The organism is Candidatus Pelagibacter bacterium nBUS_28, from assembly GCF_051200915.1.
Lineage (GTDB): Bacteria > Pseudomonadota > Alphaproteobacteria > Pelagibacterales > Pelagibacteraceae > Pelagibacter.
Window position 1 is genome coordinate 11,718 of the sequence record NZ_CP172844.1, and the last position, 24,049, is coordinate 35,766.

15 protein-coding genes, 1 tRNA gene and 1 pseudogene are annotated in these 24,049 nt (G+C 30.4%); 9 read left to right on the forward strand and 8 right to left on the reverse strand.

Annotation, left to right across the window (positions count from 1 at the left end):
- Positions 1-251: 251 nt before the first annotated feature.
- The 4 genes and pseudogenes from ACIJYC_RS00080 to ACIJYC_RS00095 all read right to left on the reverse strand — a co-directional run bounded on the left by ACIJYC_RS00080 (position 252) and on the right by ACIJYC_RS00095 (position 4,340).
- On the reverse strand, positions 252-1,172 hold the full coding sequence (locus ACIJYC_RS00080; protein ID WP_435166355.1) for a CarD family transcriptional regulator: 921 nt from the start codon (positions 1,170-1,172) through the stop codon (positions 252-254).
- Positions 1,114-1,440, reverse strand: coding sequence for a ferredoxin FdxA (fdxA, locus tag ACIJYC_RS00085; protein ID WP_435166358.1), 327 nt, complete (start codon positions 1,438-1,440; stop codon positions 1,114-1,116). The genes ACIJYC_RS00080 and fdxA overlap by 59 nt, the downstream gene beginning before the upstream one ends.
- Positions 1,440-1,853: a TerB family tellurite resistance protein gene (locus tag ACIJYC_RS00090; protein WP_435166361.1), complete on the reverse strand. Its 414-nt coding sequence runs from the start codon at positions 1,851-1,853 to the stop codon at positions 1,440-1,442. The genes fdxA and ACIJYC_RS00090 overlap by 1 nt, the downstream gene beginning before the upstream one ends.
- Positions 1,854-1,858: 5 nt before the next feature.
- Positions 1,859-4,340 (reverse strand): annotated as a pseudogene (locus ACIJYC_RS00095) (helicase-related protein).
- A 173-nt stretch (positions 4,341-4,513) separates the two neighbouring features.
- Here ACIJYC_RS00095 and ACIJYC_RS00100 point away from each other — a divergent pair.
- The 3 genes from ACIJYC_RS00100 (at position 4,514) to ACIJYC_RS00110 (ending at position 9,215) form a co-directional block, all read left to right on the forward strand.
- Complete coding sequence (locus ACIJYC_RS00100) at positions 4,514-5,740, forward strand: pyridoxal phosphate-dependent aminotransferase (protein ID WP_435166364.1); 1,227 nt, start codon at positions 4,514-4,516, stop codon at positions 5,738-5,740.
- Between the two features lie 73 nt (positions 5,741-5,813).
- Positions 5,814-6,818 carry a TAXI family TRAP transporter solute-binding subunit gene (locus ACIJYC_RS00105; RefSeq protein ID WP_297680875.1) on the forward strand — a complete coding sequence of 335 codons (1,005 nt, stop codon included), beginning with the start codon at positions 5,814-5,816 and terminating at the stop codon, positions 6,816-6,818.
- 75 nt (positions 6,819-6,893) lie between these two features.
- Entirely contained in the window at positions 6,894-9,215 is a 2,322-nt protein-coding gene (locus ACIJYC_RS00110) for a TRAP transporter permease (RefSeq protein ID WP_435166368.1), read from the forward strand.
- Here ACIJYC_RS00110 and ACIJYC_RS00115 read toward each other — a convergent pair whose 3' ends face one another.
- Positions 9,216-9,641, reverse strand: coding sequence for a PaaI family thioesterase (locus ACIJYC_RS00115; RefSeq protein ID WP_435166371.1), 426 nt, complete (start codon positions 9,639-9,641; stop codon positions 9,216-9,218). It lies immediately after the preceding gene.
- 119 nt (positions 9,642-9,760) lie between these two features.
- Positions 9,761-9,837: transfer RNA gene (locus ACIJYC_RS00120), tRNA-Arg, on the reverse strand.
- A 74-nt stretch (positions 9,838-9,911) separates the two neighbouring features.
- On the opposite strand from ACIJYC_RS00120, the gene ACIJYC_RS00125 reads away from it, so the two are divergent.
- The 4 genes from ACIJYC_RS00125 (at position 9,912) to ACIJYC_RS00140 (ending at position 16,411) form a co-directional block, all read left to right on the forward strand.
- Positions 9,912-11,096, forward strand: coding sequence for an acetyl-CoA C-acetyltransferase (locus ACIJYC_RS00125; RefSeq protein ID WP_435166374.1), 1,185 nt, complete (start codon positions 9,912-9,914; stop codon positions 11,094-11,096).
- 109 nt (positions 11,097-11,205) lie between these two features.
- Positions 11,206-14,244, forward strand: a complete 3,039-nt coding sequence (gene aceE, locus ACIJYC_RS00130) for a pyruvate dehydrogenase (acetyl-transferring), homodimeric type (RefSeq protein ID WP_435166377.1) — start codon at positions 11,206-11,208, stop codon at positions 14,242-14,244.
- Positions 14,244-15,509, forward strand: a complete 1,266-nt coding sequence (locus ACIJYC_RS00135) for a 2-oxo acid dehydrogenase subunit E2 (RefSeq protein ID WP_435166379.1) — start codon at positions 14,244-14,246, stop codon at positions 15,507-15,509. Before aceE ends, ACIJYC_RS00135 begins: the two co-directional genes overlap by 1 nt.
- Before the next feature lie 8 nt (positions 15,510-15,517).
- Positions 15,518-16,411, forward strand: a complete 894-nt coding sequence (locus ACIJYC_RS00140; RefSeq protein WP_435166382.1) for a DMT family transporter — start codon at positions 15,518-15,520, stop codon at positions 16,409-16,411.
- Here ACIJYC_RS00140 and ACIJYC_RS00145 read toward each other — a convergent pair.
- The gene (locus ACIJYC_RS00145) at positions 16,408-17,172 is read right to left on the reverse strand and encodes an undecaprenyl-diphosphate phosphatase (protein WP_435166384.1); all 765 of its coding nucleotides are present in this window, start codon (positions 17,170-17,172) and stop codon (positions 16,408-16,410) included. The genes ACIJYC_RS00140 and ACIJYC_RS00145 overlap by 4 nt on opposite strands.
- A gap of 182 nt (positions 17,173-17,354) precedes the next feature.
- Here ACIJYC_RS00145 and ACIJYC_RS00150 point away from each other — a divergent pair, with 182 nt between their 5' ends.
- Together ACIJYC_RS00150 and gltB are read left to right on the forward strand one after the other, a co-directional pair.
- Positions 17,355-18,794, forward strand: a complete 1,440-nt coding sequence (locus tag ACIJYC_RS00150) for an NAD(P)-dependent oxidoreductase (protein ID WP_435166387.1) — start codon at positions 17,355-17,357, stop codon at positions 18,792-18,794.
- Positions 18,794-23,299 (forward strand): glutamate synthase large subunit, encoded by a 4,506-nt coding sequence (gene gltB / locus ACIJYC_RS00155; RefSeq protein WP_435166390.1) that lies wholly within the window; start codon positions 18,794-18,796, stop codon positions 23,297-23,299. Before ACIJYC_RS00150 ends, gltB begins: the two co-directional genes overlap by 1 nt.
- On the opposite strand, the gene ACIJYC_RS00160 is transcribed toward gltB, so the two are convergent.
- Entirely contained in the window at positions 23,296-24,039 is a 744-nt protein-coding gene (locus ACIJYC_RS00160; RefSeq protein ID WP_435166393.1) for an alpha/beta hydrolase, read from the reverse strand. The genes gltB and ACIJYC_RS00160 overlap by 4 nt on opposite strands.
- Positions 24,040-24,049: the final 10 nt, after the last annotated feature.

The window sequence follows — 24,049 nt, forward strand, 5'->3', positions numbered from 1 at the left end:
GAATTGACATCACTTGCATAAAAAAATAAAAATATATTAATAGCGAATCAACTTGATTCGTTTAACTTAACTAGGGAGCTAAAGATGCCTAAGAAAAGAAAAAAGCTGCTAAAAAAACTAAGAAAAAAGCAGCAAAGAAAACTAAGAAAAAAGCTAAAAAGGCTAAAAAGGCTAAAAAAAGAAAAAGATAGTAACTTACTAATCTTTACTAAAAACGCTTCTCATTACAAATTGTATGAGAGGCGTTTTTTTTATTCGTCTAAATTTTCGTCTGAGTCAGTAATAGGCTCTTCAACAGGTAATTCTGTTGTAGTTGATTTTGGTACAGAAGCTACTGGTTGAGTTTGAACAGCTAAGTTTCTTTTCAAAGCTTTATCAAGCTTCTTTTGTGTATCTTCTAATGATACATTCAAAACAATCTGGAACTCAGATAAAATTCTCTCATAAGCTTTTTCAAATAATTGTCTTTCACTATAAGATTGGTCAACCATAAGATCATCACCTTTATTCAAATCTCTTACTACTTCTGCTAATTCATAAATTTTACCTGAAGAGATTTTAGCCTCATATTCTTGTGCTCTTCTGCTCCACATAGATCTTTTTATTTTTGGCTTACTTTTTAAAATAGAAATACATTTATTCACTTGATTGATTGTTGCTAAAGGTCTTAAATGAGATTGTTTATTCACTGGAACCATTCCATTAGCTTTATCTTTTTCAAATTTGATAATGTAAGTTTCAACATCAATCCCACCTATATTAATTTTTTTAAACTCAGTAATTTGACCAACACCATGTTTTGGGTAAACAACATGATCTTTTATTTTATATTCTCTTTTTTCAGTTTCTTGTTTTTTAACTTTTTTAATTTCAGGTTTTACTTCATTACTTTTAGAAATTCTTAAATTATCAACTTTTGTTTCCTCTTTTGGTTCAGAGACTTTTATAGCTTTTTTTGATTTAATTAGTTTTGGACTAATTTTTTTTGTTACTTTTTTTATCTTTTTAGCAACAACCTTTTTGGCTTTCTTAACTTTATCTTTGGTTACTTTTTTTGTCTTAACAACTTTTTTGACAATAACTTTTTTTTTCACTTTTTTTTCAGGTTTAGATTTAAAGATTTTCTTTAAAATATTTTTCGTACTTATTTTGCTCATTCTTAAATTCTTCATGATCCGTTGGAGGATCTTTTTTTTCACTTATGTTGGGCCAGATTTCAGAATATTTTTTGTTGATTTCTAACCATTGTTCGCTCCCAGGTTCAGTATCAGCTTTAATGGCATCTACTGGACACTCGGGCTCACAAACGCCACAATCTATACACTCATCCGGTTTAATTACAAGCATATTTTTGCCTTCATAAAAACAATCCACTGGGCAAACATCAACACAGTCAGTCAATTTACATTTAATACATTTATCATTAACAATATATGTCATTATAATTTTTGTTTTTTAATTTTATCTTTAATATCGCCCATCGTTGAACTGTCAATGTAAAGTAAGCCTGCTAAACGTCTCATTAAATTTGTTTCATAAATATCAGCTTCATTATTTGAATAAATAATAGACCATAGGGCCTCTATAATTTTAATTTTGTCATTTTCAGGTAAATTTTTCACCTCTTTTGTAAAATCTAAAATTTGATTTGAATTTTCTTCAATAGATTTAGCATCTATAATTATTTGAGTTATAGTTTCTTTTTTAGCACCCAACTCTAAGAGAGTTTTTTTAATAATTTCTTCTTCTTTTTCAGTATAGTTTTCATCAATTTTAGCTGCATAAATTAAAAGCGCACATGTTTTAACTAAAAAGTTTTTATCAGTTTTAGTGGAATTTTTTTTAAAAAACATCAAATTTAACCGAGGTTTAAATTTTTTAAAATTTTAAATGGATTTTCATTTGAAACTTTTTTTATTGGTTCTTTTTTAAATTTTTTAATGGGATTATATTTAAAATAAGTTTCATCATCTTTATCAAATATTTTATAATTCATTTTCTGTAAAAGCTTTTTAAAATTATCTTTACTACAGCCTAATAAATTTAGCATTTCAGGAATAATTTTAATTTCTTTATTTTCTTTTGAGTTTGTTGAATTTATAATAAGCATAAATAACCTCTCTAGGATGTCAATCCTTACAAATAAAGTGTCAAATTTTTCAAAGCCACACAAAAGCATAAAATTTTTATTTTTATGTTCTTTATCATCTAAGAAATTCAAACCAAATGTAGGTGGCTGAACGTTATAATATTTTTGATGAAAATTTTTCCACAATAACGTTCTTAATGATACAGCTTCAGGTTTGATTAATTGATATAAAAATACATGATATCTTCCAAATTTTACACCTAAGTCTCTTAAAATTTTTCTCTCATTTTGACCAAGAGATTTTAGATATTCAGACACCTGCTCTCTTTTTAATACACCATTATTTTCATAAAGTTGATACGCCAAAGCTTTGATTGATGAATTTTTATCTTTAAGATTTTTTAGATCAACTAAACTTTTTAGAACCAAGTTAATTTTATCTTGTATCCATTTACCAATATATTCACTAAGTTTCTGTTTTTGAATAGGTTCTATAATATCATCAACTATTAGATCAAAATGTGGATTTAAATAATCATTACCTGGAGATAATTTAGCAATAGGGAAATCATTCCAATAAATTTTAAAATCATTATTTAATTCAATTAAACCTGTATCAACAATAGTTTGAATTCTTTTTTCTAACTCAGGCCCAATGGTTTGTCTTGCAGCTTTTTAATGACTTGATGTCTGTCTCCAATGCTCCTTTTTTTAGATCTAGTGCTAATTTAAGTCCATTTATTTTACCAATAAATTGTTCATCTATTAGCACGTCGTTATTTTCAAGTATTTTTGTTTTGAATTCCATGTCTTGTTTGAGGCCTCTTGCTAGAACACTTGCTCTTTTGTCAATAAATGTTTTGGTAAGTTCTTCATGAAGTCTGTCTGAAAGTCTATCTTCTAGATGTTTTGTTTTCTCAATCCAATAGTCTTGATTTTCTGTCCAATTATTTTTATTTGAAACATAAGACCAAGTTCTAACATTTGCAATTCTATTTGATAAAGAATCTACATTTCCCTCTAATTTATCAAGTTTTATTAGCTGTAATCTCATAAATTCATCTGTAATTTGCTGTTTTCCACTACTTAAATATTTAAATACATTGCCAATTACCTCATAGTGGTTGCCATATGTCTTCTTTACAAAATCTGGTATCTGACAACATTCCCATAAAAGACTAAGCAATTTTTTATCAAAATCCAAATTTATAAGACTTTTATCTTTTAAAAAATATTTAAGGGCTTTTTCATCTTCACATTCATGAATTTTACGTAACCACCCCATCTGGGGCTTTTCCTCTAAAGACTTAATTAAATTAAAAGGATTATTAAAATTCAAATTTGAGTTTCTCCAAAATAAAGTTCTAATTTCTTCAAATTTGTGTCCCTCTATTAATTCCACATCCTCAGCTGTAATTTCTTTACAATCACCTGTAATTCCAAAACTTCCATCATTTAAATATCTTCCAGCCCTACCAGCGATTTGTCCTATTTCAGATAAATTTAATTTTCTTAATTTTTTTCCATCGAATTTTTTAAGGTTAGAAAAAAAAACATAATCTAAGTCCATATTTATGCCCATTCCTATAGCATCAGTTGCTACTAAAAAATCTACATCCCCTGACTGATAAAGTTCTACTTGAGAGTTTCTAGTCTTTGGACTTAATGAACCCATTACAATTGCAGCCCCGCCTTTTTGTCTTCTAATTAATTCAGCTATTGCATAAACTTCCTCTGCTGAAAAAGCTATTATTGCTGTTTTTCTATTAATTCTTGAAATTTTTTTATGACCTGTGTATGATAATTTAGACAATCTCTCTCTATTTATAAATTCAATATCGCCGTCTAATTTTGAAATTATATTTTTAATAGTATTTGAGCCCATCAGCATAGTAAGTTTTTCACCTCTCATGTTTAAAAGTCTATCTGTAAAAATATGACCTCTTTCATGATCTGCACACATCTGAATTTCATCAACACCAACAAAATCTAAATGTTTATCAATTGGCATAGATTCAACTGTGCACAAAAAATACTTAGCATTGGTTGGAATAATTTTTTCCTCACCTGTTATTAAGGCAACTTTATCTACACTAATTTTTTTTATAACTTTGTCATAAACTTCTCTAGCTAATAACCTTAAAGGAAAGCCAATCATACCTGACTCAAATGAAAGCATTGTTTCAATAGCAAGGTGGGTTTTACCTGTATTAGTAGGTCCGAGAACAGCAGTAATTTTATGTTTAGTCATTTCTACCTTTAGTGTACTTTTTTTTTTACCTACCAGATATTGTTGGTGTTAAAGAACAAAAATAGACTAAAACATGACCGAATCGGAGGGTAAAAAGTTCTCATTTTGCTATTAACTTTTCTTAGATTACCATAATTAAGAATAATTCTATAATAGTTATTTAAAAATTAAAAATGTTAAAAAATTTAGTTAAAGATTTAAAACCATCATCGACTTTGCTGATTAACGAAACTTCTCGAAAATTAGAAGAGCAAGGAAAAAAAATATATAAATTTGGTTTTGGCCAATCCCCATTTAAAGTTCCTGAAGATGTGGTTGGAGAGCTTAAAGATAATGCACATCAAAATAAATATTTGCCAATGCAAGGCCTTTCCGAATTAAGAAATGCTGTTGCAAAATATACATCTAAAAAAAAAAATTATGATTATAAGTCTGAAAATGTAATTATCGGACCTGGTTCAAAAGAACTAATGTTTTTATTACATGTTATATTTGATGGAGAAATAATATTACCTGCTCCTAGTTGGGTTTCTTATGCTCCACAGGCAATATTAGGCAGAAATAAAGTACAAATATTACAAACGAAACAGGAAAATAATTGGTTTCCGACTGCTTTAGAAATTGAAGAAATTATCTTAAGAGATAAAAATAAAAATTATTTGTTATTTTTAAATTCACCAAACAATCCATCTGGTCAAATTTGTGAAAATTTAGAGGAAATAGCAAGTATTGCTGAAAAATATAATCTAATTATTTTGTCTGATGAAATATATTCTGAATTAAGTTTTAAAGATAATTATCAATCTATTTCAAGTTTTTGTCCTGAAAAAACAATTATAAGTACTGGATTAAGTAAATGGTGTGGAGCTGGAGGATGGAGATTGGGTTATTTTTTAGTACCAGACTCATTAAGGGAAATTAAAGATATGATAAATGTATTAGCAAGTGAAACTTTTTCAGCTGTTAGTGCTCCAATTCAATATGCAGCAATTAAAGCATATGAAAATGATCATTCAGAATATATTAATAAATCTAGAAATATATTATATGCAGTTGGAAATTATGTTTATGAAAATTTAAAATCAAATAAAGTTCTAATTAATAAACCCCAGGGTGGATTTTATTTAATGCCAGAGTTTTTAAATAAAAAATTTAATTCATCATCAGAAATGTGTGACAGTATATTGAATGATACAGGTGTTGCTTTGTTGCCAGGAATCGATTTTGGTTTTGAGGAAACAAAAATGTTAGCAAGATTAAGCTTCACTGATTTTGATGGTCAAGAATTTATGAACAAAATTGAAGATAATCAAAAAATTGACAATGATCATATCGTGAATTTTGCACCTAAAATTATCGAGGGTGTTGATAAGTTAAAAAAATGGTCAGAATCACTATAAAATCTGTCTATACATATCCAATTAATTACTGTTAAAATTAACATATATAAATAACGATATGGAGAGAGAAAAAATGAAAAAAATAATTACATCTCTATCGAGTGCTTTATTGATACTAGCTGCATCTTTATCTTTAACTGGTGTTGCAAAATCAGCAGAGTTTTTCACGATAGGAACTGGTGGACCTACTGGAGTTTATTTCCAAACGGGTAACGCTATTTGTAAAATGTTACATAAATCTGCAATAAGTGCTGAACACGGAAGAAAAAAAGGTTCCGCAAAAGCATATAGATGCACAGCTCCATCAACTGGTGGATCAAACTATAATATTGGTCAAATTGCAGCTGATGAATTTCAATTTGGTGTTGCACAATCTGACTGGCAATATCATGCAGTTAATGGAACTAGCAAATGGGAAGGAAAACAGTTTAGCGGATTAAGAGCTGTATTCTCAGTTCATAATGAACCTTTTCAAATTTGGGCAAGAAAAAAAGCAAAAATTAAAGATTTTGCTGGTTTGAAAGGAAAAGTAGTAAACATTGGTAATCCGGGTTCAGGTCAAAGAGGAACTATGGAAGAGTTAATGAAAGCAATGGGTGTAGATAATAGCTATTTTAAATCTACTACTGAGCTTACTTCATCAGAACAAGTAAAAGCTTTGTGTGATGGTAAAATTGATGCTTTTGGTTATTCTGTAGGATTTCCTAATGGAGCCATGGAGCAAGCTGCCACTTGTGCTGCTAAAGCTTCACCAATCAACTTAACAGGACCTGAAGTTCAAGGTTTAATAGATGGTGCTGATTATTATGCACAAGCTGTAATTCCTAAAGGCACTTATACAAAACAGAAAAAAGATGCAACTACATTTGGTGTAAAAGCTACTGTAGTAACAAGCGCATATGTTTCTGACGATTTAGTATATCAAGTAGTAAAAGCTGTTTTTGAAAATTTTGATGATTTTAAAAAGCAACATCCTGCCTTTGGATTTTTGGAAAAGAAAAACATGATTAAAGATGGTTTATCTGCTCCGCTACATCCAGGTGCAATTAAATACTACAAAGAAGCTGGATTAATGTAATCCAAATTTTAAATTAAATTAAAAGGCCTGATTTTTAATCGGGCCTTTTTTTTATAATGGGGTATCATCTTTATTATGAGTGAAAGCATCAGTGAAAAAGTAAAAGATAAAATTAATGAGGATTTGTCTCCAACAAAAAATCTTACAGGTTTACATTTAAAGATTGTTGCAGCAATTGCAATTATTTGGTCATTATTTCAGCTTTGGTATGCATCTCCATTTCCTTTTATTTTTAATTTTGGAATGTTTAAAGGATTACCAGCAAGAGCTATTCACCTCGGTTTTGCATTAACTTTAGCATTTTTAATTTACCCAATTTCTAAAGAAAAAAAAATTTCTGTGTTTGATATTTTAATAAGCTTTATTGGAGCTTTTTCTTGTTTATACATATATTTTTTTTATGATCAGTTAGTTGATCGTGGAGGTGTTTTATTAAGTATTGTAATAGGAGATAGTTTTGAATTACCTATAGAGTTAATCATTGGTAGCTTTGGCATCATAATTTTACTTGAAGCAACAAGAAGATCAATAGGCTTACCATTAGTAATAATTGCAGTTTGTTTTTTATTGTTTTCATATTTTGGAAGGTATGCACCTGAAATAATTTCGCATGGTGGACTTTCACTTAATAGATTGGTTGGTTTTCAATGGTTAGATCAGGAAGCTATATTTGGAATTCCAATAGGAGTTTCAGTAGATTTTATTTTTTTATTTGTATTATTTGGTGCTCTTTTAGAAACAGCTGGTGGAGGAAAATATTTCTTAGACTTAGCATTTGCAATGGTTGGTAAAATGAGAGGGGGCCCAGCGAAAGCTGCAATACTAGGTTCTGGAATGACAGGTTTAATATCAGGATCTTCAATTGCAAACACTGTTACTACTGGAACCTTTACAATTCCAATTATGAAAAAAACTGGATTTTCAAAAGAAAAAGCAGGAGCTATTGAGGTTTCATCTTCTGTTAATGGCCAGATAATGCCACCAGTTATGGGTGCTGCAGCATTTGTTATGGCTAGCTTTATTGGCGTTACTTATTTTGAAGTTGTAAAACATGCCTTTTTACCAGCAGTAATTTCTTATATTGCACTATTTTATATATCGCATCTTGAGGCTTTAAAATTAAATTTAAAAGGAATGGATGATGCAGATGTTCCAAATTTGAAAAAAACATTTTTATCAGGACTTCACTTCTTAATTCCAATTTTTGTCTTAATTTATATGTTAGTTTACTTAAGGTATACTGCGTCTTATTCTATTTTTTATGCTACCGTATCTTTGATCCTAGTCAATTTAGTTTATTTGCTTATCAAAAATTCTTTTTCTAAAGACTCTTTAAAAATATGGTTTAATCAAACTATCGTTGGTTTTGAAAAAGGGGCCTTAAATATGGTAGGTGTTGGTATAGCCATAGCAACAGCCGGAATAATAGTTGGAGCTGTTGGATCAACAGGATTAAGCACAAATTTAATCATAGTTATAGAGTCTATTGCTAAAGATAATGTCACAATATTATTATTTTTGACAATAATATTATGTTTATTGTTAGGAATGGGATTGCCAACAACTGCAAATTATGTAGTTGTTGCATCATTAATGGCAACTGTTTTGGTGGATGTCGGAAATGCGTCTGGATTTATTTTTCCTTTAATAGCAGTTCACTTATTTGTTTTTTATTTTGGATTAATGGCTGATGTTACTCCACCAGTTGGGTTAGCTTCTTATGCGGCAGCCGCTATTTCTGGAGGTGATCCACTTAAAACAGGACTGCAAGCTTTTTGGTATAGTTTAAGAACAGGTATTCTTCCAATTGTATTTTTATTTAATCACGAGCTTCTTTTGATTGGAATAGAAAATATTTGGCATGCATTAATTGTAATAACAACTTCTTTGGCAGGAATATTAGTATTTACATCAGCAACTCAAGGTTGGTTTTTTAATAAACTGAAATGGCATGAGATAATTATTTTTTTGATGATATCTATTTCATTGCTCTCACCAGAGTTTGTTCTTAATAAATTTTATCCAAAATACAATTACCAAGATATTAACAACATTAATTCAGTTATTTTAGATCCAAAAAAAGAAGTACGTTTTAAAATTACTAGACCAAGTCCTTATGGCGAAAGGTATAAATTATTTGTGATTGATAAAAATTCTTTTGAAGAAGACTACAAACTTGAAGATTATGGAATTAGTTTAGTGAAAGAAAAAAATAAAATTATTGTTAATAATCTAAAATGGAATGGCCGAGCTAAAAAAAGTGGCTTTGAAATGGGTGATTATATAAGTGAATTCAAGATTGAAAATTCGAACAGGCCTAGCAAGTTATTTGTTTATCCAATAGCTATTTTATTTTTTTTAATTTTTGGATACTTGAATTATAGAAGAAAAGAATAATTAACCACCTGGGCCTAAGTTCGAGGGTTTAACTTTTAAAATTTTCCAAACACCTGAAGCAGAGGTAATAATTTTGTCATTACATCTCAATTCACAAAATAAAAATATAAGTGTGTTTGTTTTTTTAAGTATTTTGGTAAATCCTGTTATTTCATCACCTACTCTAGATGCTCCAATAAATTTTAAATCCAACGAAATCGTAACACATGGTGAATTACCGCTAGCTCTATGAGCAGCAGTGCCTGCTCCAGCATCAATTAATGCTGACAAATAACCCCCGTGAGTTATGTTGGCAGCATTTAAATGATTTTCATTAATTGTTGATTTAAATTCATACTCAGTTTCGGACACTGTTCTAAATAAAACACCTCCATTGTGTTTCATAAATCCAGGTTTAATACTTATTTGTTCGAACTCTTTGCTCATATTTTTTTATAATACAAAAGTTAAGATTAATAAAATTATTAAAACAATTATAAAAAAATATATAACTGATTTTTGTAATGATGCTTTTAAAAGCCAATCTAGCATTTTAGTTTCCTTTTTGGTGGACCGCCCAGAACTCGAATCTGGAATCTCCCGGTTCGTAGCCGAGCGCCTTATCCAATTTGGCCAGCGGTCCTCATTTAATAATTATTTCCATATATCAAAGTTTTTGATGTAATTTAACTTATAAAATATTATGTTTAGTCATTAATGAGTAAAAAATTAGATGATGTTGTAATTACATCTGCTTTGAGAACACCAATTGGAACATATAAAGGTTCTTTAAAAGATGTGAGTGCTGATAAATTAGGTGCTCTGGTAATCAAAGAAGTTATACACAAATCTAATTTGAAGCCTGATCAAATTGATGAAGTAATTATGGGCCATGTACTTACTTCTGGTCTAGGTCAAAATCCTGCAAGACAAGCATCTATACACGCTGGTATTCCAGTATCAAAACCAGCACATATTATAAATCAAGTATGTGGATCAGGTTTAAGATCTATAGTTTCTGGATTTCAATCAATTAAATTAGAAGAAAATAAAATTATTGTTTCAGGTGGTCAAGAAAATATGTCAAGAGCGCCACACTCTTTGTTTTACAGAGAAAATAAAAAATTAGATGAATCTAAATTGGTAGATACAATGATCAATGATGGTTTAACAGACTCATTTAACCATTATCACATGGGTGTAACAGCAGAAAATGTTGCAGAAAAATTTGAAATATCTAGAGATGAACAAGATAACTTTGCATTAAATTCTCAAAAAAAAACTCAAGACGCTGCAGGCAAAAAAAAATTTAGAGACGAAATAATTAAATTACAAATTAACAATAAAGAAAATGTGATATTTGATAACGATGAACATCCTAGGAATAATTTAACAATAGATGACTTAAAAAAATTAAAAACTGTTTTTAAAGAAAATGGAACTGTTACTCCAGGAAATTCATCGGGCATAAATGACGGTGCAGCTGCAACAGTGCTTATGACAAGAAAGCAAGCAGAGCTTAAATCCATAGAACCATTAGTCAAAGTAGTTTCATGGGCGTCATGTGGTGTTGAGCCTTCTTTGATGGGTTTAGGCCCTATTCCTGCAGTTAAAGAAGCACTAAATAAAGCTGATTGGAATATTAACGATGTTGATTTATTTGAAATAAATGAAGCCTTTGCCGCTCAAAGTATAGCTGTGATAAAAGAACTAAAAATTCCTGTTGAAAAAGTTAATGTAAATGGTGGTGCAATTGCTTTAGGTCATCCAATTGGTGCATCAGGAACTAGAATATTAGTTACTCTAATACACGAAATGATAAAGCAAAACAAAAGCAAAGGTTGTGCTGCATTATGTATTGGGGGTGGCATGGGTGTAGCCATGTGTGCTGAAAGAAATTAAATACTTAACTTTTGTACAATTTTTTTACAGAAATTCATAAAAAAGCCAAATAACGCATCAAAATAAACTTAATTATAATATTAATAGGTATATAAAACATTTTAATAAAATGAATGAAAAATTATTTGTTCCAGATATTGGAGATTTTGAAGAAGTTGAAGTTATAGAGGTTTTAGCAAAACAGGGCGATCAATTAAATATTAATGACCCAGTAATTACAATTGAGAGTGATAAATCAAGCGTTGAAATTCCCTCTACTCTAGCAGGTAAGATTGAAAAAGTTGAAGTTAAAGTTGGAGATAAGGTTTCAAAAGGAGATTTAATCTTAAATATTGCTTCTTTAGCAGAAAATAAAAAAGAAAATCCAATTCCAAAAGATACCGAAAGTATTATTAAGCAAGCCGAAGCAGCTATGGCAGAACAAAAGAATGAGACTAAAGTTGCTCATCAACCTGCTCAAAAGAAAGAACAATCAACTATTCAAGTTACAAATGGTAAAGATACAGATCCTTTAGAAACACAAGATTGGTTAGAATCTTTGTCAGCAGTTATTTCAAAAGATGGAAATCAAAGAGCTCATTTTTTAATTAAAGAATTGATTAACAAAGCGTATCGTGAGGGTGCAAATATTCCTTATACTCAAAATACACCCTATATAAATACAATCCCTCCAGAAGCAGAAGTTAAATCAAATGGAGATCAAAATATTGAGAGACGAATTAGATCTTTAATTAGATGGAATGCAGCTGCAATGGTAGTTAGAGCGAATAAAAAATTTCCAGAATTAGGTGGACACATAGGTACATTTGCTTCTGCTGCAACATTATATGATGTTGGAATGAATCATTTTTGGAGAGCGAAAAACAATAAATTTGGTGGAGATTTAGTTTATTTTCAAGGTCACAGTGCTCCAGGAATGTATGCTAGAGCATTCTTAGAGGGAAGATTAAATGAAAAACAATTGGATAGTTTCAGACAAGAAGTAAATTCTGGTGGACTTTCTTCATATCCACATCCTTGGTTAATGCCCAAGTTTTGGCAATTTCCAACTGTTTCTATGGGTTTAGGTCCCATGCTTGCAATTTATCAAGCAAGATACATGAAGTATTTAATTAATAGAGGTCTAATTAAAGACGAGGGCCGAAAAGTTTGGGCATTTTTAGGTGATGGAGAAATGGATGAACCTGAGTCAATGGGTGCTATCGGACTAGCAGCAAGAGAAAAGTTAGATAATTTAATATTTGTAGTTAATTGTAATCTCCAAAGGCTTGACGGACCCGTAAGAGGAAATGGAAAAATTATTCAAGAATTAGAAGGAAGTTTCCGAGGAGCTGGCTGGAATGTGATTAAAGTAATTTGGGGTTCTTATTGGGACTCGTTGATAGCAAATGATAAAACTGGTCATTTAGTAAAAATAATGAATGAAACAGTTGATGGAGAATACCAAGCGATGAAAGCAAGGGACGGCGCTTATGTTAGAGAAAAATTTTTTGGTAAATATCCTGAAACACAAGAATTAGTATCAAGCTTATCAGATAGAGATATTTGGAGATTAAATAGAGGTGGTCATGATCCACACAAGGTATATGCGGCTTATGACAAAGCTACAAAAAATCAAGGAAGTCCTACTGTAATTATAGCAAAGACTATTAAGGGTTATGGGATGGGTAAGACAGGTGAAAGTGTGAACACTACCCACCAAACAAAAAAATTAGATGTTGATGATTTACTATACTACAGAGATAGATTTGATGTTCCTTTAACTGATGAACAAGTTAGAAATATTGAATATTTTAAACCTGATGAAAAATCTCCTGAAATTAAATATTTAAAAGAAAGAAGATTAAATTTAGGTGGCTATCTACCTGAAAGAACAACTTACGCAAAACCAATTAAGGCACCATCAAAAGATATCTTTGATTTCATGAAAGTTTCAACTGGTGAAAAAGAAATGTCAACAACAATGGCAATGGTTAGAATGTTTACCAACCTACTTAGAGACAAAAATATTTCACCAAGATTGGTTCCTATAATTCCTGATGAAGCAAGAACATTTGGAATGGAAGGTTTTTTTCAAAAAATAGGTATTTATGCTCATGAAGGTCAAAAATATGAGCCAGAAGATGCCGCACAATTAAGTTCTTACCGAGAGGATAAGAGTGGCCAGGTGTTAGAAGAAGGAATTAATGAAGCTGGTGCAATGTCTTCTTGGATTGCAGCTGCTACAGCATATACAAATCACGACATAGAAATGATTCCAATTTATATTTTTTATTCTATGTTTGGTTTTCAAAGGATTGGTGATTTGGCGTGGGCTGCTGGGGATAGCCAGGCAAGAGGATTTTTAATTGGAGCTACTGCAGGAAGAACTACTTTAGCTGGAGAAGGACTTCAGCACCAAGATGGCCACAGCCACTTAATAGCTTCTACGATACCAAATTGTGTAACTTATGATCCAACTTTTCATTACGAGCTAGCAGTAATTTTTAGAGAAGGTTTGAGAAGAATGCATGAAAAAAAAGAAAACGTTTTTTATTATATTACTACAATGAATGAAAATTATTCTCATCCAGAAATGCCAAAAGATAAAAATTGTGAAGAAGGTATTTTGAAAGGAATGTATAAGATTAAAGAATTTAATAAGTTTAAGAAAACAAAAATTCAGCTTTTAGGATCAGGTACAATTCTTAGAGAAATGATGGCTGCAGCAGAAGTTCTTCAAAATGAATATGAAATTGATAGTGAAATTTGGAGTGTAACAAGTTTTAATGAATTAAGAAAAGATGGAATGGAAGTTGAAAGATATAATCTTTTAAACCCTGATAAAGAACAAAAAACCTCATTTGTTGAAAAATGTTTGGGAAAAACCGAAGGCCCAATCATGGCTGCATCAGATTATATGAGAATGAATTCAGATCAAATAAGACCTTATACAAATAAAAGTTTTTATTCTTTAGGAACAGATGGATTTGGTAGAAGTGATACTAGAAAAAATCTAAGAAAATTTTTTGAGGTAGATAAAGAGCATTTAGTTGCTTACAGCTTAAGTATTTTGGCTAAAGAACAATTAATAGCTTCAAAATATGCAAATGAAGCAATAAAAAAATATAAAATTGATGGTGAAAAACCAATGCCTACTAAATTGTAATGTCAGAAACTGAAATTAAAGTACCAAATATTGGAGATTTTAAGGATGTTGAAGTAATAGAAATTCTAGTTTCCGAGGGTCAAATTCTTCAAAAAAATGATCCTATAATTACAATTGAAAGTGATAAATCCAGCGTAGAAATCCCATCTAACTTTGAGGGTAAGGTTAAATCTTTAAAAACAAAAGTAGGAGATAAAATTTCCGAAGGTGATTTGATATTAATTTTAGAGGAAATATCTACAAAAAAAGAAAATACTGAAGAAAAGCCAAATATTGAAAAAGAGTTTAAAAAAATTAAAGTAATAAAACCCGAGATAGAACAAGCTTCAATTAATCAAGTTAAAAGTTTATCCAATGAAATATCATCTGCAAGCCCAAAAGCTCGCAAATTTGCAAGAGAACTTGGAGTAGATATTACTCAAGTTGCAGGAAGTGAAAAAGATGGAAGAGTTATTGAGGATGATATTAAAAAATTTGTTTCATCCACAACAAAAAATATTAATGAAATTAAAGAAGATAAAATTAAAAAAATCAAAAATGAATTTGAACATTCTGATTTTGGAGAAATTGAAATTAAAGATATTCCAAGAGTAAAAAAATTATCTTCGGTTTATTTAACCAATTCTTGGACGACTATACCACATGTCACAAATCATGATGAAGCAGATATAACAGAAATGGAAAACTTTAGAAGTTCTTTGACAGATATGTATACTGGAGAGAAAATCAAAATAACTCCTTTGGCATTTATAATTAAAGCTTTAGTAGCGTCTTTAAAAAAATTCCCGAGTTTTAATTCTTCCATAGATGAAATTGAAACTGGAAAAATGACATTTAAAAAATATTTTCATATTGGAATTGCAGTTGATACACCTAATGGTTTAATGGTTCCTAAAATTAGAAATGCTGACAACAAAAAAATTTCACTGCTTAGCATAGAATTAAAAGAAGTAAGTGAACTTTGTAGAAATCTAAAAATTGATAAAAAAGAATTATTTGGCGGGTCTATGACCATAACCAGTTTAGGTGGAATAGGAGGTTCGTTTTTTACTCCAATTATAAATTTTCCAGAAGTTGCAATCTTGGGAGTGGGTAAGTCTCAAAAAAAACAAATATTTATTAACGGAAAGTTTCAAACAAGAACCATGTTGCCTATATCTTTGTCCTATGATCATAGAATTATTGATGGAGCTGAAGCTGCAAGATTTAATAATGATTTAAAAGAAAATCTTGGCAAAAATTTTGCCTATAAGTTAGCTGTATAATTTAAGTTATGTCAAAAACTATCTCTTTATTAAGTGCTTTGCTGTGTACTTTTATTTGGGGCACAACTTTTATTGCTCAAGACACTGGTATGGATAATATTGGTCCATTTACATTCAATGCTGTAAGATTTTTCATAGGTTTTTTGGCTATCACACCATTAGTTTTCTTGTTCGAAATAAAAAAATTTAAATCCGAGTTTAAAACTGACACCAAAACTTTTGTTAATCTCTCATTTTTAATTGGTTTATCTTTATTTTTGGGTTCGGCTTTACAACAAGTTGCTCTTCTTTATACAGATGTTGCTAATGCTGCATTTTTTACAATTTTTTATGTACCTTTAGTACCAATTATAATTTTTTTATTTAAACGAACATTAATTCACTGGAGTGTTTGGCCATCTGTAGTTTTATGTTTAATTGGAGGGTTTTTATTAACAAATTTTTATGACGCCACAGTTAGACTTGGGGATGGTTTAGTAATACTAGGTGCTTTATTTTGGAGCACCCACATAATTTTTACTGGAATAATTGTAAATAAGTATAATCTTCCACTCACCCTAGGAGCAGCTCAAACTTTCATCGTTGCTATATTTTCTTTTGTAATAGCATTTATTTATGAGGAGTTTGTTTACTTAGAAATTATGAAAGAAATAAATTCTATTTTGTATGCTGGAATTTTATCAGGAGGCTTTGCATTTGTGTTACAAATTTATGCTCAAAAAAATATAACCCCTGCCCCTGCTGCAATAGTTTTTTCATTAGAGGGAGTATTTGCAACTATTGCTGCCTGGTTCATTTTAAATCAGATCTTAGATATTAATAATTTACTTGGATGTTTATTTATTCTATGTGGTGTCTTGCTGTCTCAATTGTTACCATTGGTTCAAAAAAAATATTCTTAATAAATTATAGCAAATAAAATCAACGCTATTAGTATTCTATAAATAACAAACGCATTCATTGAAAATTTGTTTATATAAATTAAAAAAAATTTTACAGTCGCAAAAGAAAAAATAAATGATGCTACAATTGCAATAACTACTAAATAATTAAACTCAACTGATTGAGAAAACACATCTTTTAATCCTAAAAAACTAGCACCTCCTAAAGCTGGAATAGAAAGTAAAAATGATATTTTACTAGAGTCTAATCTATTAAATCTCAATATTCTTGCTGCTGTAATAGTTATCCCTGCCCTACTTACTCCTGGCACCAAAGAAAGCATTTGAAATAAACTTATAAATAGAATTGATTGAAGATTTAAGTTCGAAGAAATTTTCTTATCAAATCGATTTCTATCTGCAATAAATAGTACAATTCCAAAAATTAGAGTTGTCCAAGCTATAATTTTAATGTTTCTAAGTTCATAAATGATGCCAGTTGAATATAAGATATATCCAACAATTATTAATGGAATTGACCCAAGAACAATTAGGCTTAAAAGTCTTTTATTATTTTTGACATCTAGTAAGTCCTTTCTAAAAAAATAGATAATTGCAAATAAGGAACCAAGGTGAAGACTTATATCTATTAATAATGAACTAGATTTAAATTCATATAAGCTTGAAACTAATATTAGGTGTGCCGAAGAGCTTATTGGTAAAAATTCTGATATGCCTTGAATGGCTGATAGTATTAAAACTTCTATAATGTTATGAAACATTTTATCTAACTAGCTTAAAAAATATTCATTTAAAACAATTCGATTTAAGCATATTAGCTATGCAATTATTAAAAATGCTATAAATTCCAAACTTATACGCCTTAATAAGGTCATAATAACTGACCTATTTTAAGCTTTATTTAATAAAAACAATATATAATTTGCTATAAATTATAAAAATTATGTCTGACAAAATGCTAAAGTTTGTAAAAATAGGTCAACAAACTCCACCTAAAAGGGAGATTGATGTCAGAAAAAAAGACTTTAATGAGATTTATGACGAATTTATTAGCGATAGAGCTAAAGAGCAATCTAGCAGATGTTCTCAGTGTGGAGTTCCTTTTTGCCAAGTTCATTGCCCATTAAGTAATAATATTCCTGATTGGCTTAAGCTAACTGCCGAAGGAAGACTTAAGGAAGCTTACGAATTATCCCAAAGCACAAATAATATGCCAGAAGTCTGTGGAAGAATATGTCCACAAGATAGATTATGTGAAGGAAATTGTGTTATTGAACAATCTGGCCATGGAACAGTAACTATTGGATCAATGGAGAAATACATAACTGATAATGCTTGGGAACAAGGTTGGGTAAAACCTATAAGTGTTTCTAATGAAAAAAATGAAAGTATTGGAATAATTGGTGCTGGTCCGGCTGGTCTAGCTCGAGCTGAAGAATTAAGAAAAAGTGGATATAAAATTACCGTTTATGACAGATATGATAGAGCTGGTGGATTATTGATTTATGGAATACCAAATTTTAAACTTGAAAAAGAAGTTGTTGAGAGAAGAACCAAACTTTTAAAGGATGGGGGAATTGAATTTGTCCAAAATTTTGAAGTAGGAAAAGATGCAAGTTTAGAACAATTAAGAAAAAAACATGATGCAATTTTAATTGCAACAGGAGTTTACAAAGCTCGAGAAGTAGAGCTTCCAGGTAATGATTTAAATAATATTTTTCCTGCAATGGATTTTTTAACTGCATCAAATAAAAAAGGATTAGGTGATAAGGTAGAATTATTTGATAAAGGAATTTTAAATGCAGAAGGAAAAAATATTGTTGTAATTGGTGGTGGTGATACAGCAATGGACTGTGTAAGAACATCAATTAGACAAAAAGCAAAATCTGTCAAATGTATATATAGAAGAGATAAAGAGAATATGCCTGGATCAGCAAGAGAGGTGACTAATGCTGAAGAGGAAGGTGTTGAATTTGTTTGGCTGTCAAGTCCTAAGGAATTTAAAGGAATTAACAAAGTTGAAAAGTTAATTGTTGACCAAATAAAGTTAGGTGAACCAGACGAAAGTGGAAGAAGAAAACCTGAAGTTCAACAAGATTCAAGTTTTGAGGTCAAAGCTGATATGATTATAAAAGCTCTAGGTTTTGATCCTGAAGATTTACCAACTTTATTTGATACAAACGAACTACAAGTAACAAAATGGGGAACAATAAAAACTGATTTTGACACAATGGAAACAAATTTGAGTGGGGTTTTTGCAGCAGGTGACATAGTTAGAGGCGCATCTTTAGTTGTTTGGGCAATAAAAGATGGAAGAGATGCTGCTGCTTCAATTAAAAAGTACTTAGAAAATAAGCAATTAAAACAATCAAAAGTGGCTTGATGAAAAATTATCAAAAAAACTTTGAAATATTAAAGAAAAACCATGTTTATTCTGAAGAGATGGAGCACGATGCTTGTGGTGTTGGTTTAATTGCGTCTACAGAAGGAAAAAAATCACGTAAAGTTGTTGAGTACGGAATTGAAGCTTTAAAAGCAGTTTGGCATAGAGGAGCTGTTGATGCTGATGGAAAAACAGGTGATGGTGCAGGAATACATGTGGAAATACCAAAAGATTTTTTTATAGAAAAAATAGAAGTCACAGGTCATACCCACGATAATTCAGAAATATGTGTCGGAATGATTTTCTTGCCAAGAAATGATTATGCAGCACAGGAAAGCTGTAAAACAATAGTTGAGAGTGAATTAACAAAAAATGATTTTAGCATATATGGTTGGAGACAAGTTCCAGTAAACCCAAAGGTCTTAGGTGAAAAAGCATTTCAGACAATGCCTGAAATTATTCAAGTACTTTTTAAATCAAATAACCCAGAATTATTAAACAAAGATCTTGAAAGAAAGATTTATGAAACAAGAAGAATAATCGAAAATAAAGCTTTTCAGATTTCTTTAAATAATTTTTATATTTGCTCGCTTAGCTCGAAATCAATTATTTATAAGGGGATGTTTTTAGCAGAGGCTATTTCAGAATTTTTCTTGGATTTAAAGGATGAAAGATTTGTATCAAGATATGCAATTTTTCATCAAAGATTTTCTACTAACACAGCGCCAAGTTGGAATTTGGCCCAACCTTTTAGAGCAATTGCTCATAATGGAGAAATTAATACATATCGTGGTAATAAAAATTGGATGAAGGTTCATGAACAAGAGATGAATAGCCCACTATTTGACAACATTGAAAATTTAAAACCTGTAATTCAACAAGGTGCATCCGACTCAGCTGCATTAGACAATGTTTTTGAATTATTAAATATTTCAGGACAGCCAGCACCTTTAGCAAAATTAATGCTAGTGCCCGATGCTTGGTCTAAAAAAAATAAAACTTTGCCTAAAGATCATCAACAATTATTTAATTTTCTAAATAGTACCATGGAACCTTGGGATGGGCCTGCAGCTATTGCTGGAACAGATAATGAGTGGGTAATTGCCGCAAATGATAGAAATGGATTAAGACCATTGAGATACGCAATCACTAAAGATAACTTATTATTTGCAGGTTCAGAAACAGGAATGATTGAACTTAATGAGAAGAAAATTTTAACGAAGGGAAGATTAGGCCCAGGAGAAATAATTGGAGTTAGAATTGAAAAAGGAAAAGTATTTACTAATAGTAAAATCAAAGATTATTTAGCAAAAGAATATAAACACTTTAACTCTCAAATTATTGATTTAGATGAAAAAATTACTATTTCTGGTGAAAAACACTTATTTTCTGGCGATGAATTAAGAAGAAGACAATATACCTTTGGAATGAGCTTAGAAGACTTAGAGCTTATTTTGCACCCGATGGCTGAGGATGCAAAAGAGGCAATAGGTTCTATGGGTGATGATACCCCGCTTGCAGTATTGTCAGATAAATACAGACCTCTTTATCATTTCTTTAGACAAAATTTTAGCCAAGTAACAAATCCTCCAATTGATTCATTAAGAGAAAACAAGGTTATGAGTCTAAAAACAAGGTTTGGAAATTTGGGTAATATTTTGGATTTTGATAATTTAACTAAGCAAAATATTTATGTTTTAAATAGTCCAATTTTATCAAACTCTCAATTTGATAAATTTATTAATTTCTTTGGGAAAAATTCATTAGTTATAGATTGTACTTTTTCTAAAGATCAGTCTTTGTTTGAGTCAATAAAACAAGTCCAAAAGGATGCAGAAATTGCTGTTAGACAGGGTGTCACTCAATTAATTTTGAGCGATAAAGGCTTGTCAGAAACTAATTTACCTATTCCTATGTTGTTATGTGTAGGAGCAATCAATTCATTCTTAATAGAAAAAAAATTAAGAGGATATGTTTCGATAAATGTTCAATCTGGAGAAGCTTTAGATACACATTCATTTGCTACCTTAATTGGTGTAGGTGCAACTACAGTAAACCCATACCTTGCTTTTGACAGCTTATATCAAAGACATGAAAAAAAACTTTTTGGAAAATTTAGTTTTGATGAATGTGTTGAAAGATACATTAAATCTGTAAATGCTGGTCTATTAAAAATCATGTCTAAAATGGGAATTTCTGTTTTGAGTTCATATAGGGGGGGATGTAATTTTGAAACTGTTGGATTAAGTAGAACAATTGCTGCTGATTATTTTCCAGGTGTGGTATCCAAAATTTCTGGAATTGGATTAACAGGAATAGAAAAAAAAATTAGATCTATTCATAAAGAAGCATTTGAAAGCTCTGAAACTATTTTACCAATAGGTGGAATATATAGATATCGTAAAAATGGAGAAACACACCAATATCAAGGAAAATTAATTCATTTACTACAAAGCGCTGTAGGATCAAATTCTTATGAAGCTTACAAAAGGTATGCAGAAGGAATATATAATTTACCACCAATAAATTTGAGGGATTTAATTGATTTCAGATCAAAAAAATTGAAAGGACCGATTGATATCTCTGAAGTTGAACCAATACAAAATATACTTAAAAGATTTGGAAGCGGAAGCATGTCACATGGAGCGCTTTCAAAAGAAGCTCATGAAACACTTGCCACAGGAATGAACAGGATTAAAGGTGCCTCTTGTAGTGGTGAGGGTGGAGAAGATGAGAGTAGGTTTAAAGTTCTAGAAAATGGAGACAGTGCAAATTCTAGAGTAAAACAAATAGCTTCAGCAAGATTTGGCGTAACAGTTAATTATTTAAATAATTGTAATGAAATTGAAATTAAAATAGCTCAAGGAGCAAAACCAGGAGAAGGTGGGCAACTACCAGGGTTTAAAGTTACTGATGAGATTGCAAAACTAAGACACTCAACGCCTGGAGTTACTTTAATATCTCCTCCACCACATCACGATATTTATTCAATAGAAGATCTTGCTCAACTTATTTATGATTTGAAACAAATAAATCCTAAAGCAAGAATTGGGGTTAAACTTGTTGCCTCATCAGGCGTAGGAACAATTGCAGCTGGTGTTGCTAAAGCAAAAGCAGATATAATATTAATATCAGGACATAATGGTGGTACAGGTGCAACACCACAAACTAGTGTTAAGTATGTTGGAATACCATGGGAAATGGGTTTAACAGAAGCTAATCAAGTTTTAACCTTAAACAATCTTAGACACAAAGTTACTCTTAGAACTGATGGCGGTATTAAAACAGGAAGAGATGTTGTTATTGCAGCAATGATGGGAGCGGAAGAGTATGGTGTAGCAACCACTGCTTTAGTTGCAATGGGATGTATCATGGTTAGACAATGTCATTCAAACACATGTCCTGTTGGTGTTTGTACTCAAGACGAAAAACTTAGAGAAAAATTTACAGGTACTCCAGATAAAGTAGTTAACTTATTCACTTTTATAGCATCTGAAGTAAGAGAAATTTTAGCAAAAATAGGTTTTAAATCATTAAATGATATAATTGGAAGAACAGACCTTTTAATGCAGGTTAGTAAAGCCTCCCCAAATCTTGATGATTTAGATCTGAACCCACTTTTTGTACAGGCAGATAACGGTAACAATAAAAGATATTGTGAAAATCAAGAAATAAACCATGTACCAGATACACTTGATCAAGAAATTTGGCCAGAGATTGAAAAATCTTTAGATAGCTCTGAAAAAATAGAAAAAGAATACATTATTAAAAATACGAATAGAGCAGTTGGAACTAGAATATCTCATCACCTTTATAAAAAATATGGATATGAAAAACTTAATGAAAACTTTTTAGTATTAAATTTCAAGGGTTCAGCAGGACAATCATTTGGTGCTTTTTCAGCCAGAGGATTAAAACTTGCTCTTAAAGGAGATGCTAATGATTATGTAGGTAAGGGGTTATCAGGGGCAACAATTTCAATAAAATTATCTGATGAAAGTAATTTAATTTCAAATGAAAACACTATTATAGGTAATACAGTTTTATATGGTGCAACATCAGGAAAATTATTTGCAGCTGGACAGGCAGGAGAAAGATTTGCTGTTCGAAACTCTGGAGCAACTACGGTAATTGAAGGATGTGACTCAAATGGTTGTGAATACATGACAGGAGGAACTGTAGTAATCTTAGGTGATGTAGGTGATAACTTTGCAGCAGGGATGACAGGAGGAATGGCATTTATCTATGATAAATCAGGAGAATTTGAAAAAAAAGTCAATGATGAATCTGTTGTGTGGCAAAAGGTAGAAACAGATTATTGGAAAACATTTCTTAAAGATTTAATCCAAGAACATTTTAAAGAAACTGGATCCAATTTATCAAAAATGTTAGTTGAAAATTATAATGAGGAGTTAAAGAATTTTATTCAAGTTTGTCCAAAAGAAATGTTAGACAAGTTAAGCAATCCAATCAGCAATAAACCATTTATTAAAGAAGTTAGTTAAATAATTAGTTTTAACTCCTTTATTATTATTTTAAGCCACCTTTGACTTGATAAACTGTGATCACCATTACTAATAATAACTAATTTTTTTTTTGCTTTTTGAAAGATTTTTATAACTTTTCTTGAATAAGAAACAGGTACCACTTCATCTTTTTGACCATGCACCATAGTAACATTTATCTCAGAATTTATTTTTTTGTTTAAAACCTTATTTTTTCTCCCATCTTTTATCAATTGTAGAGTAATTGGATATTCATAATTGCCATGTTTTAATTGTAAAATTCCTTTTTGGATTATTTCAGACTTCATTTTTTTTGTGAACTTTTTCCAGATTAATTTTTCTAAAAATTCAGGAGCAGAACCTATACCCAAAAATCCTTTTATTTGACTTTTAAATTTTTGAAATTGTTTAAGTGCTAACCATGCGCCCATACTTGAACCAACAACAATAAAATCATTTTTCTTCACAAATTTTTTAATAAGAGCCGATGTTTCGTTACTCCATTTTGTAATATTACCATTTGTAAATTTTCCCGATGATTTTCCGTGTCCAGAATATTCAAGTGCTAAAAAACTCAGTTTGTTTTGTTTAGCAAATTTTAAAAAAGCATTTGGTTTTTTTCCTTCTAAATCAGACATAAAACCATGTAAAAAAAGAATAAAAGGAGCACCTTTATGAATATTGCAAACAAATCTTATTTTCTTACTTTTTGAGACTCTGTAATATCTAAAATAATTCATAATCGTTTAT